Below are 12,263 nucleotides of genomic sequence, written 5' to 3'. Positions count from 1 at the left end.
CGAAAACGGCAAAAAACCGGGGGGTTGAGCGCCCTCAGCGCGGCGGATGTGGCGTGTTTCGTTTTCCGGCTGCGTTGATCAGACCATCCCTAGGAAGACCCATTGATCATTCTCATCGATGATGAAATCAAATCCGCCGCTGACAATGTCGAGCCGCTCCATGAGGTTGAGACATTTGTGGTAGATTTCTTCGGGAAGAACTGCCGGCGCACACGCCTTGATGCCGCCTTGTCCTATTCTCCAGTCGAGGTCTCCACCGCCCAGCGTGTGGGACTCAATCCTCACCCCGCCGTAGAAACGACCAAAGAACTGGATACGCGCCTCATACTTTTTCGGAACCTTGGCTTGGAAGATCCCTGGAGTTGCAGCTAGCAGGCTATTCTGGGGCAATAGCTCCGCCGTCACTTTCGCGGTAAATGTCTGGGTTACTGAACCTTGCTCTTGCCACACATAGCCTGTTAGTGGCTTGTAGATATGCTCCCCAGCACCTTCAATGAAGGTACGAATTTCCTCAGGGCTGTTGCTAATCAGCGTTCGCGGAATGAGCAGCCCAACAGTTTGCGCCACCAAGAGCTGATGAATCTTCAGGTCACAGGCGTCCGCGCTAATGCCCTTGTTAATCCAGAACGCCTTTCTAAAGAGCGACTTGTGCGCATGGAACGCCGAATCCAGTTCCATTTGAACGAACTGGCGATCCCTGACGTCGATGACCTTCGGAACTTCCGGGACACGCCGACGCCTGTTCCAGACGACACCGATGTCATCTTCATTAAAATGATGCCCCCCTGTGCTGATTCGTACATCCGCATACCCTTGTGCATACCTGATACTCACCGAAGATTTAGTGGGATAGTCCTCGGCATTCCATCGGATGATGCGGCTGCCGCGCTTAGACAGCGCTTGCCCAAAGACGGCTGCATGGAAATCCCCGTCGAGAGAGTTGATCAGTACGGATTTTTTGTAAGTATCACGCATGTCTGTCATTGCATCCTTTCATTGCACCCGCAATTTTCAGCGCAAGCTTGCGGCCCCAAAAAGACGGAAACGACCTAAGCAACTGACGTTTTTTAAGCACATTTATCTTCATTGCATGACCAAGAATAATTCTGGTGTTGAATTGATCGCGGAACGTGCATTTATTTGCGACTCGTTAGCTATAGCACAGCGAGCTCAAGCGGAGCAACTGGCCTAACCAAACGCGTCTAATTCCGACGAGACAGAACGGCTGCGGGATTGTGAAGAAAACGTTAAAGTAATCTCGGCTCAAATGGGGTTGCGCCGCCCGTATAGTCGCGCCTGCTCAGATTTTTTGTCCCTTCACAGCAGGGCTGGGTATCCTTGGCCGATGCTTAAAGTCGCGTTTGCTCTCTCCCTGCTGTGTACCGTGTTCCTGCCGCTACCAGCGGTTGCACGCGCAACTATCGACAAGATCGAGATCAAGGGGCTGGACGACGGCGACGATGCCGAGATGATCGAGAACATCGAGGTCTCGTTGTCTCTATATGAGGCCGTGGGCAAGGAGCAGGGCGAGTCGCGACTGGAGTACCTGCTGGCGCAGGCCGAGCGGCAGACGCGCGAGGCGCTGGAGCCGTTCGGCTACTACTCGCCGACCATCGAACTGGCCGCGCCGCGCAGTGGCGACCGGGTGACGGTGGTGATTACGGTGAACCGCGGCGAGCCGGTGAGGGTGCGCACCTCGCATATCTCCATCAGCGGCTGGGCCGAGCAGGACCGCTACCTGGGCCAGGATCTCAAGCAGTTCGAACCGCGCGAAGGCCAGGTCTTCAGCCATCCGCAGTACGAGGCCAGCAAGGTGCGCATCACTCGCCGGCTGGCCGAGCGCGGGTACTTCGATGCCGACTTCACCCAGCGCCGGGTGGCAGTGACGCGCGCCGAATATGCCGCCGACATCGACCTGAACTGGGACAGCGGCCGCCGCTACGACATGGGCAAGGTGCGCTTCGACTATGACTACTTTCGCGATGGCCTGTTCGATCCCCTGGTCTACTGGGACGAGGGCAGCTACTACCACGAGGGCAAGCTGGACCGGTTGCGTGAGTCGCTGACCAAGCTGGATTACTTCAGCACCATCGACATCCAGCCCAAGCCGGAAGAAGCCGGTGCCGATGGCCGCGTGCCGGTGGACGTCAAGCTCACCCGCGCCAAGCGCACCGTCTACACCTCCGGCCTGAGTTATGGCAGCGAGAGCGGCGCCGGTGTGCGCGGCGGGGTGGAGAGGCGCTATGTCAATTCGCGCGGCCACAAGATGGACACGCAGCTGGATTACGCGCAGAACCGCAAGAGCCTGACCACCAGCTACCGCGTGCCGGCGTTCCGCTGGCTGGATGGCTGGTACACCGCCTCGGCGCGGCTCTACGACGAGCAGACCGAGTACATCGACCTGCGCAACGTCAAGCTCACCGGCAGCCGCAGCGGCCAGATCAACGAGCGCTGGAGCGCGATCGCCTCGATCAACGCCTTGCGCGAGCGTTGGCGCTTCAGCAGCGGCGACGACTTCGAAGGCGCGGTGTACGAGACCTCTACCCTGGTTTACCCGCAGCTGCAGGCCAACTACGTCAACGTCGACGACCGGCTGTTTCCGCGCAGCGGGGTGTCGGGGCAGATGTTCATCCGCGGTGGCGCCGAAGGGGCCGGCTCGGACACCAATTTTGGCCAGCTGTATGGGCAACTGCGCTGGTTCCTGGGCGCCGGCGACAACGGCCGGCTGATCCTGCGCGGCGAAGGCGGCACCACCTGGACCAGCGACCTGGTGGCGATGCCGCCCAGCCTGCGGTTCTTTGCCGGCGGCGCCAACAGTATCCGCGGCTATGCCTTCCGCGAAGTCGGTCCACGCACGCCCAAGCCGGACGAATTCGCGCTCGGCGCCAAGAACGTGGTCACCGCCAGCGCCGAATACGAGCATTACCTCAAGGGCGGCCCCTGGGGTGGGGCGGTGTTCGTCGATGGTGGTAGCGCCTTCGACGACCGCCCGGACTGGCACACCGGCATCGGCTTCGGTCTGCGCTGGCGCTCGCCGGTGGGGCCGGTGCGGGTGGACATCGCGCACGGGTTGAACGATCCCGACTCGCAGTTCCAGCTCTATATCGATATCGGGGCCAATCTGTGAGTACGCCCACGCCGCCCTCTGTACCGCGCCGCGCGCGTTTCTATCGCCGACGCCGGTTCTGGGTGGGCTCCGGGCTGACCGTGCTGGGGCTGGTGTTGCTGGCCCTGATCGCCATCTACTGGCTGCTGCAGACCGTGGCCGGGCGTGACGTGTTGCTGGCGCAGGTCGTCGCGCGCCTGCCGGTTGGCGCCACCTTTACCTACGGCAGCGTCGAAGGCCCGGTCGCCGGTCCGCTGACCCTGCGCAATGTCGACTTCAAGTATCAGGACATCCACTTCACCGCCGAGCGCGTGTATCTGGAGCCGGACCTGCGGCCGCTGCTCGGCCGCAAGCTGCAGCTGGATGCCGTGCAGGTCAGCAACGCCACGTTGAACCTGGGCAAGAGCGACGAACCGTTCAAGCTCCCCAGCTGGCCAGAATCGCTGCCGCAGATCACCGTGCCGCTGGCGATCCAGGCCGACAAGATCGATGTGCAGAACCTGCGCATCACCCAGTTGCAGCAGCCGATGATCGTGCTGCGCAAGATGCAGGGTGGCCTGGAAGTGGCCACCGGCGAACTGCGTACGCGCGATCTGGTGATCGACACCGATATGGGCGATTTCCGCCTGCACGGGGATTACATCCCCAACGACGATTACCGCGCCGATCTCACCGCCACTGCGGTGCTGCCGGCCGCACGTGGCCGCACCCTGGCCAGCCTGGGGCTGGTGGCGCGCGGGGACCTGGACAAGATGGAAGTGGCTATCGCCGGCCGTGCACCGGCGCCGCTGCAGGCCAGCCTGGTCTTCACCGGCCGCGACGATCCCAGCTGGGCGTTCAAGGCGGTGACCGAGGCGCTGGACACCTCGCTGCTGATGCCGGCCACCAATGGGGAGTACGCCGCCCCGGCCACACCGATCGCACTGAACCTGCAGGCCTCCGGCAAGGGCGGCAACGCCGACCTGCAAGGCAGCGTCAAGCAGGGCGAGTTGAGCGCCACCTTGCAGCCATCGCACATCAGCCTGCTGGACCAGGTCATCACCGTCGAGCCGCTGGTGATCGACACCTTCGAAGGCCGCACCCAGCTGCGCGGCACCGCCGATTTCCGCGACTCCCAGAACCCGAGCTTCCGTTTTGCGGTCAACGCCAGCGGCCTGCGCTTCACCCCGACGCCCGACCCGGCCACCCCCGATGCGCCGGTGGTGCCGGTGGAACTGGTCGATGCGCGCCTGGGCGTGGCCGGCAATCTGAAGGCATGGGCGGCGATCGGTCGCGCCACGGTAGAGCGCGATGGGCAGCAGGCCGCGCTGGTGTTCGACAGCCGCGGCAACGATCAACGTGCGCAGCTCAAGCAGGTGCAGGCCACGACCCCGGGCGGTGCGCTGGATCTCACCGGCGAGGTGGGCTGGACCCCGGAGCTGCAGTGGGATGTCACTGCCCAGCTGGCCAAGTTCGACCCGGGTTATTTCGTCCCGGGCTGGAACGGCAACCTGTCCGGCAAGATCGCCTCCAGGGGCCGCCAGCTGCCGGCGCCGGCCGGTGGCGTGTCACCGGGCTTCGAGGCCACTGCAGACATTCCCAGCCTGACCGGCCAGTTGCGTCAGCGCGCGCTGTCGGCCAATGGCAAGTTCGCCCTGCGTGGCGAACAGGGCGAGGGCGAGCTGCAACTGGCGCTGGGCGCCAGCCGCATCACCGCCAAGGGCAAGATCGGCGACCAGCTGGACATCGCCGCGCAGCTGCAGCCGTTGCAGCTGGACGATGTGCTGCCCGGCGCCACCGGCACGATGCGCGGGCAGCTGCAGGTCAGCGGCCGTCGCGACGCGCCCGACATCACTGCCGACCTGGTCGGCAACGGCTTACGCTGGAACACCTACAGCGCGCAGAGCATCAGCTTGCGCGGGCGTCTGCCGTGGCGCGGCAGCGACGGGCAGCTGGCCTTGCAGGGCACGGCGATCGAGGCCGGCGTGGTGCTGGACAGCGTGCGCGTGCAGGCACGCGGTGCGGTGGAAGCGCTGCGCCTGGATGCCGATATCGCCAACAGCATGGCCAACGTCGCGCTGCAGGGCGATGCCCGTCGCAATGGCGAGCGCTGGCAGGGCCAGGTCGCCACGCTGCGGATCGCACCGGCCAAGGGCGATGGCTGGGCACTGCGCCAGCCAGCGCAGTTCAGCACCGATGGCGCCGCGTTTACGCTGTCCGACACCTGCCTGGGCGCGGCCACCGGCGGCGCGCTGTGCGCCAGCGCCAACTGGCCGCGCGAGGGGATGGTGGTGCATGGCGACGCGCTGCCGCTGTCGCTGGTGCAGCCGTGGCTGCCCAAGCAGGAAGGTCGGCAGATCTACCTGCGTGGCGAGCTGTCGCTGGATGGCAGCTTCAAGCCGCGCGGCAATGCCTGGGAAGGCTCGTTCCGCATCGCCTCGCCCGAAGGCGGCATCCGCCTGGGCGAAACCCGCTACGCGGCGGTGGCCGGCAACCCCAATCGCGGCGAGTTGCTGCGCTACGACCAGTTCAGCGTGCAGGCCGATTTCACCCCGCAGCAGATCCAGGCCAAGCTGGGTATCGGCTTCCAGGGCGCCGGCTTTGTCGATGCCAAGTTCAACACCGGCTGGGATGCCTACGCGCCGCTCAACGGCGAGTTGTATCTCAACATGTCGCGGCTGTACTGGCTGGAGCTGGTGGTGGCCGATGTGGTGCGGCCCAAGGGTCTGGTCGAAGGCCATGTCAGCCTGCGCGGCACCCGCGACAAGCCGCTGCTGGGCGGCGATGCTACCTTGAGCGATTTCACTGCCGAATACCCGTCGATGGGTTTGACCCTGAGCGAGGGCAAGGGCCGCTTCGACGCGCTACCGGACGGCTCGGCCAAGATCACCGCCTCGGCCAAGTCCGGCCCCGGCACGCTCACCATCGACGGCGGGCTGTCGTGGTTCGGCACCAGCACGCCGTTGCTACTGAATATCCGCGGCGACAACGTGCTGGCCTACAACACCAGCGAGCTGCGCATCATCGCCAACCCGGAGATGCAGTTCGGCATCGCCGACAACACCATGCAGCTGCGCGGCAAGGTCACGGTACCGGAGGCGGATATCGACCTGGAACGGCTCGATCGCGGCACCTCGGTCTCGGAGGACGTGGTGGTGCTGGACCCGGTGGATCCGGAAGAAACCCCGGCCTCGCCGCTGGATATGGACCTGGCCATCGTGCTCGGCGACAAGGTCAACATGAGCGGCTTCGGCCTCAAGGGCGGGCTGAGCGGACAGATGCAGATCCGCGCGCGCCCGGGCCGCGAGATGACCGCCAACGGCGGGCTGGACGTGCGCGGCCGTTACAAGGCCTACGGCCAGGACCTGACCATCAGCCGCGGCCAGCTGACTTGGAACAACAACATCGTCTCCGATCCACGCGTTAGCCTGCGCGCAGAACGCAAGGTCGGCGACGTCACCGCCGGCATCGACGTCAGCGGCCGCGCCGAATCGCCGCGTGCCGATGTGTGGTCGGAGCCGGCGATGTCGCAATCCGAAGCGCTGTCCTACCTGGTGCTCGGCCGCGGCCTGTCCACCGCCAGCAGCGACGAAACCCAGCAGGTCAGCGCCGCCTCGGCCGCCCTGTCGGCCGGCAGCAGCCTGATCGCCTCGCAGATCGGCGCCAAGCTCGGCCTGGACGAAGCAGGGGTGAGCGAATCCAGCACCGTCGGCTCGGTGGTGGGCTTCGGCAAGTATCTCTCGCCAAAACTCTACGTCGGCTACGGCGTCTCGATGGTCGGCAGCGGCTCGGTCCTGACGCTCAAATACCTGCTCAGCCGCGGCTTCGACATCGAAGCCGAATCGAGCACGGTGGAGACCAAGGGCTCGATCAATTGGCGGCGGGAGAAGTAGTTTTTCAAATTTTTATCGCATATTGACAAGGCTGACTGCCTTGTTCATTCTCTGACAGACTTCGGCCCGCCGTTGAGTTTCCACCGGAAAAAACCTGCAACGTGGAAGTTCGGCCGCCTCATGCAGGGCGGAGGCCTGGCAGGCACTAATATTGCTGTAGGTTATTCTGACGCAGACTCTGTTGAAGAATGGCTCGAATCGGTTCTGCAGCATCTGCATAGTGCAAACCTTGTATTTAGTTTGTCCAAGTTCAGGCTTTTATTGGATTGGACAAAACTATTCCTGATTAGCCCCATCGCTCAGCCGGCAGTTGCAGGATTTGCGACGAGTCGGTTGGACAATGGTCCCACGTGAATACAACGCAGGTGGGAGATGGGCATCAACATCGTGCANGCGACGGCGCTGCTGCGCTGCACACCTTGCCCAGAACGCGTTTTGCGTATGGCAAGCAACTTCCATGGCTGAGGGATGGGGCTAATCAGGAAACTATTTGTTCTGGCTGTAAAGCAATAACCAGCCTTGTTTCCCGTAGAAGCGCACTCGTCAGTCACATGGGGAGTAGGTGTCACCCTGCTAGACCGCCACCAAAGATGCCTACCGTCACAGTTGGCGCGCCTGTGCTAACCCACGATATCGTAAGTTCTACCGGATCTTCATCCGGGAGGATTTCTACGATCGACGTTGGTGAAGTAGAGAATACGAATCCTCGAAATTAAATTAAATTTCCCGATATGTCGACGTCCCCCCGCCCTGAGTAGCGGCAGGATTTAGAGTCCGGAGTTGATTTGACTAAGCCTAGATCCAGAGCCACAGAGGCCTTGCATGAATAAATGCTTGCCACCTTCGGACCCGAGATGGCCGGCAGTCTCAAGATTCAAGTGCAACACATGATTTGAGTGCTGCGATTTCTTCCTCCATCGCCTCGCTTGGTGTCTTCCATCCGAGCGTCTGACGAGGGCGGGTATTCATCAGCAGTGCGATGTGATTGAGATACTCCTGACTGACAGTGGACAGGTCGGCGCCCTTGGGCAGGAATTGGCGCAGCAGGCCGTTGGTGTTCTCGTTACTCCCGCGCTGCCACGGCGCATGTGGATCAGCGAACCACACGTCGATGTCCAATCCTTGCATCAGCTCGGCGTAACACGTCAGCTCGGTACCGCGATCGTAGGTCAGGCTTGTCCGCATTGAGGCCGGCATTTTCTTCATTTGCCGGGTAAAACCTTCCAGCGCATCTGCGGCCGTGCAGCCATCCATGCGGCACAGCACGACGAAGCGTGTCTTGCGTTCCACCAACGTGCCCACGCAAGAACGATTGAATGCGCCCTTGATCAAGTCGCCCTCCTAATGACCTGGGACCAAGCGCGTCTGCACTTCTTCGGGGCGATGCACAATCCGCAACTCCTCAGGCACCCAGCTGCGTGTGGCCGCCGTTGTACGCCGTAATCCGCGTTTTGGTTTGTGCTGACGCAGGGCCTGGACCAGCTCCTTCTTCAAGCCCCCACGCGGATGCGCGTAGATGCTGGCGTAAATGGTTTCGTGGCTGACGCGCTGGGCAGGATCATCCGGATACATATGCGAGCGCTTGGCAGCAATCTGCTGGGGCGACCAGCGCCATAGCGCCAGATGATCTCGCACCAGCTGGAACAACGGCGTCCCTGGCGTCAGTCGCCGCTGCCGAACGCTAAGCTGACGCCGTGCGCGGTAGCGCTTGCCCGCACTGCGTGCGCAATAGGCGGTACTGTCCTGCCTGGCCAATTCCCGGCTCAATGTCGACGGGCTCCTGCCTAGCAGCCTGGAAATCGCGCGCGCACTTTGACCGCGCCCCGTCTCGATCTGGAGCATTGCGCGCTCTTCTGCACTGAGGTGTTGATAGCTTTTGGACATGTGCATACCCTAACTGCTGAGAGGGTGTTGCACTTGGAAGTTGAGTCTAACGCCTGTCTCTTTATGTTGCTCCCCATGAAGCCGATTAAAAACGCCCCGAGATTAGGTTGCTACAGTGAAAAATACTTTCCAGCTATGCCGATGTTGTGCCTCCGGGCCATTACGCACTCTTTATGCCGCCTCCTGGCGCGCGAATAGCTCCTTTATGCCCTCCAGGCCTACCTTGGCACTCCCGCACAATGGTGCGTTGAGCCAAATACGATGTGTATCCTGATTTTGCGAGGTCCTCAGGCCGATCCGGCGCCGTTGGTGCCGATGCCGTTGCCCGAGTGTGCCGGGTGCGCGTTGCGCACGCTGGCGTGTGCCGATGTGGATAGCTTGATCGCTGAATTGTACGCAGCCGGTGGCGATGCCGAGGTGGAACTGGTGCTGCTGGATTCGGGCGATCTGCCGCTGTCCGAGCGCAGCTGCTCCCGGGCCTTGCGCGCGGCGGTGGATGCGTTGCCCACGCCGTATATCGAGTTGCATGCCGATGCGGGGCAGGAGCTGGAGCCGTGGTTGCACCCGCAGCATGCGCCGCTGGCGGTGGTGATTACGCCGCACGATGCACCGCGCGCCTATGCGATGTCGCTGGGTATTGCGGCGCGTTGTCTGTCGTCGCTGTGCGCGCCGTTGCGCGTGGCAGCCTGAGGACAACGCCATGTCGATCATGATCGTGCGTGGGCCGGAGGCATCGCTGCCGTTGGTGCGTGGGCCGCAGCCGTTGCCACGGGCGGTGATCGGCCAGCTGGTGCAGTGCGCCGGCGACGCGGGCAAGACGGTGGCGCTGCGGGCCTGCAGGTCGGAGCAGGAATTGCTGGATGCCTTGCGCGTGGCCGGCCAGGCGCGGATGGAGATCGCGCTGATCGATCCAGGCAGCTGCGTGGACAGCCCACGCCTGCATCGTCTCCTTGACGCGCTGCCGTATCCGTTCGTGGAGGCCCACGACGACAGCGTGGACCGGCCGGAACGCTGCCTGCCGGATGGCTTGACGCAGCGCGTGGCCACGGTGCGCGGTTATTGCGCACAGAGCTACCTGCTCGGGCTGGAAATTGCGCTGGAACATCTGGGCTGCACGGAGATACAGGGCGATGTCCACGTCGGGACCTGAGCCGCGCCAGCTGCATTACTTCGCCGACTACGAGGGCTACTGCGACGGCCGGCCGGTGCTGTGGGGGCAGCTGGCCCACAGTGTGGACGTGCCCGCCGATGGCGCGCTGGATGCGGCGGGCCTGGTCTGTGCCTTGCGCCGCCGCGCGGCCGAGGCGCATGGACTGGAAGCCGGGCAGATCCGGTTGTGCCAGGTGACGCGTTTGTAGCAGTGACGCCGTCATGCAGCGCGGCCGGTGTGCGCGCCGCTGTTGCCGTTCCCGACCAGCACGCGAACATCGGTTATCCACCGCAGGGCGCATCACCGTCCTGACGGCCACAGAGACACCGACGCCACCCGAAGGTGGCGCCGGTGTGCTGGACGAACTGCGCGTCAGTCAGCGCAGATCCCCTGCGTTGACGCTTACTCGGCCGCGCTGCCGTTTGGCACGAACTTGATCAGTTGGTTGCTGGTGGCAGCAGTGCCGAAGTTGAAGCGGCCGTAGCCGGCACCCCAGTACAGTGCGCCGTTGGAAATCGCCGGCGAGCTGATCACCGAGCCGGAGGCGTCGTAGTTCCACAGCGTCGCACCGGTGTCGGTATCCAGCGCCACCATGTTGCCGGCCATCGAGCCGGCGAACAGCAGGTTGGGCGAGGACGTCAGCGAGCCCTGGCCACCGGCCGGCACTGTGGGACTGACGCGGTTGATGCCCGGCACCTTGACCTGCCACTTGATCTTGCCGGTGGCCGCGTCCAGCGCAGCCCACGAACCGCCATTGTGGCTCTGGGTATTGGCAGGCCCCAGCGTATAGGTGGCATTGGAGCTGTTGTTGATGGCCACATACACCTGCGACTTGTACGGGTCGAACGCAGTGCCCCATTCCACGCCGCCGGCGGTGCCGCCCGGGCCGACCTGGGTCGACCACACCTTGGCGCCGGTCTTGGCGTCGAAGGCCCAGTAGATGCCGCTCTTCTGACCGGCACCGACCAGTTGCTGCAGCTTGCCGTCGCGCGGCACTGCGAACAACTGCACGCCGGCGCCGCCAAAGTCGTAATCCGGACCGGTCAGGTTGGTCGCCTGCGTGTTCGGGCACAGGCCATTGGTGGGTGCGACGACGCAGGACAGGTTCCAGGCGTCATAGCCCTGCGCGCGGTTGGCCCAGACCAGCTTGCCGGTGTCCAGGTTCAGCGAAATCACCGAATCGACGTAGTTGTCCGGTGCCATGCAGTTGAGCTCATCCTGCACGGTGAGTTCGCTGCCTCCGTGGGAGCGCGCATTGGAGACGCAGTTACCCACGCTGGCGGGAATGTTGTAGTTGTTGCCGGTGCCGAAATACAGGCGGCGGTTGATCGGGTCGATCGCCACCTGGCCCCACACCGATGCACCGGTATAGCCCTCGGGCACGTTGTAGAACTGCCACACCTTTTTGCCGGTATCCAGATCCAGCGCCACGACGCTGCCGCGGAAGCTGAAGGTGTGGGTCGGGTCGAGATTTCCCCAGTCGCCGGAGGACACGGGCACGTAAATGCGGTTGCCGTAGATGACCGGCGAGGAGGTGATACGCGCCTGCGGGTTGGCTTCGGCGGTGGTCTTCCACAGCAGCTTGCCGGTCTTCTTGTCGATCGCCAGCACGGTGCCTGCAGCCCGGTCGCCGACGATGATGCTCTTGGCGCTGATGGCCGGGGTGTTGCGCGTCACCGAAGCGGCGTTGCCGGTGTAGTCGGACAACTTGGCCTGCCAGTTCGGCTTGCCGGTCTGGGTGTCGACGCTGTACAGGGTGCCGCCCCAGTCGGGCACATACAGGGTGCCGCCTTCCACGCTCGGCGTGGCCGAGATGTCGCCGGTGGTGGTCAGGGTCCAGGCCGGCTTGAGGCCTTTGACGGTGGTGCGATTGATCTTCCATTCGCCCGGTGCGAAGCGCGAGTTCAAGTAACCGCCACCGGCGGTGGGCCAATTGGTGGGGCTCGCGAACGGGAGGTTGCTGCCGAAGGCGCTCCACAGCTGGCCGGAGCGCGCAAACGCCTGGGCATCCAGGGACGACACTGGTTGCTGGGAGGGTGCGGCGGTCGTGGCGCCAGACTGGGCGAAGGCCACTGCGCTGGCGAGCAGGCAGGGAATGAGCGTCAAACTGCGTAACCGCAAGCGGCGATTGGAGTTGGTCATCACGGCGTATCCATTGATGGAAGGAAGCGCTGGATCCCCCCGGATCTACGTAGCGAAGATCGCCGATCACGACGACCCTGCAACGGCGGCGCGGACCTGCATTCACATA

Annotated in this window: 7 protein-coding genes and 1 pseudogene; 5 read left to right on the top strand and 3 right to left on the bottom strand. The window is 63.5% G+C overall.

The features are described 5' to 3' along the window. Positions 1–78: 78 nt before the first annotated feature. Complete coding sequence (locus XCSCFBP4642_RS23605) at positions 79–975, bottom strand: MvdC/MvdD family ATP grasp protein (RefSeq protein ID WP_033898773.1); 897 nt, start codon at positions 973–975, stop codon at positions 79–81. A 370-nt stretch (positions 976–1,345) separates the two neighbouring features. Between XCSCFBP4642_RS23605 and XCSCFBP4642_RS0100470 the strand changes: the two genes are divergently transcribed. Together XCSCFBP4642_RS0100470 and XCSCFBP4642_RS0100465 are read left to right on the top strand one after the other, a co-directional pair. Beyond that, positions 1,346–3,127 (top strand): autotransporter assembly complex protein TamA, encoded by a 1,782-nt coding sequence (locus tag XCSCFBP4642_RS0100470; protein WP_029218062.1) that lies wholly within the window; start codon positions 1,346–1,348, stop codon positions 3,125–3,127. Next, positions 3,124–6,978 carry a translocation/assembly module TamB domain-containing protein gene (locus tag XCSCFBP4642_RS0100465; protein WP_029218061.1) on the top strand — a complete coding sequence of 1,285 codons (3,855 nt, stop codon included), beginning with the start codon at positions 3,124–3,126 and terminating at the stop codon, positions 6,976–6,978. The genes XCSCFBP4642_RS0100470 and XCSCFBP4642_RS0100465 overlap by 4 nt, the downstream gene beginning before the upstream one ends. 867 nt (positions 6,979–7,845) lie before the next feature. On the opposite strand, the pseudogene XCSCFBP4642_RS26075 reads toward XCSCFBP4642_RS0100465, so the two are convergent. After that, positions 7,846–8,862, bottom strand: a pseudogene (locus XCSCFBP4642_RS26075) (IS30 family transposase). Positions 8,863–9,123: 261 nt separating this feature from the next. On the opposite strand from XCSCFBP4642_RS26075, the gene XCSCFBP4642_RS0100450 reads away from it, so the two are divergent. Genes XCSCFBP4642_RS0100450 through XCSCFBP4642_RS0100440 form a run of 3 tightly spaced genes read left to right on the top strand, consistent with a single transcriptional unit; the run spans position 9,124 to position 10,220 of the window. Beyond that, the gene (locus XCSCFBP4642_RS0100450; protein ID WP_029218058.1) at positions 9,124–9,552 is read left to right on the top strand and encodes a hypothetical protein; all 429 of its coding nucleotides are present in this window, start codon (positions 9,124–9,126) and stop codon (positions 9,550–9,552) included. A 10-nt stretch (positions 9,553–9,562) separates the two neighbouring features. Continuing rightward, entirely contained in the window at positions 9,563–10,012 is a 450-nt protein-coding gene (locus XCSCFBP4642_RS0100445) for a 3-dehydroquinate dehydratase (protein ID WP_029218057.1), read from the top strand. After that, positions 9,993–10,220 carry a hypothetical protein gene (locus XCSCFBP4642_RS0100440; protein WP_029218056.1) on the top strand — a complete coding sequence of 76 codons (228 nt, stop codon included), beginning with the start codon at positions 9,993–9,995 and terminating at the stop codon, positions 10,218–10,220. The genes XCSCFBP4642_RS0100445 and XCSCFBP4642_RS0100440 overlap by 20 nt, the downstream gene beginning before the upstream one ends. Before the next feature lie 194 nt (positions 10,221–10,414). Here the strand turns inward: XCSCFBP4642_RS0100440 and XCSCFBP4642_RS0100435 are convergent, their stop codons facing one another. After that, positions 10,415–12,154 (bottom strand): outer membrane protein assembly factor BamB family protein, encoded by a 1,740-nt coding sequence (locus XCSCFBP4642_RS0100435; protein WP_029218055.1) that lies wholly within the window; start codon positions 12,152–12,154, stop codon positions 10,415–10,417. Positions 12,155–12,263: the final 109 nt, after the last annotated feature.

This window comes from Xanthomonas cassavae CFBP 4642, from assembly GCF_000454545.1.
Taxonomy (GTDB): Bacteria; Pseudomonadota; Gammaproteobacteria; order Xanthomonadales; family Xanthomonadaceae; genus Xanthomonas; species Xanthomonas cassavae.
Note: the sequence above shows the minus strand (reverse complement) of the source record. Positions and strands in the feature narration are given on the sequence as shown.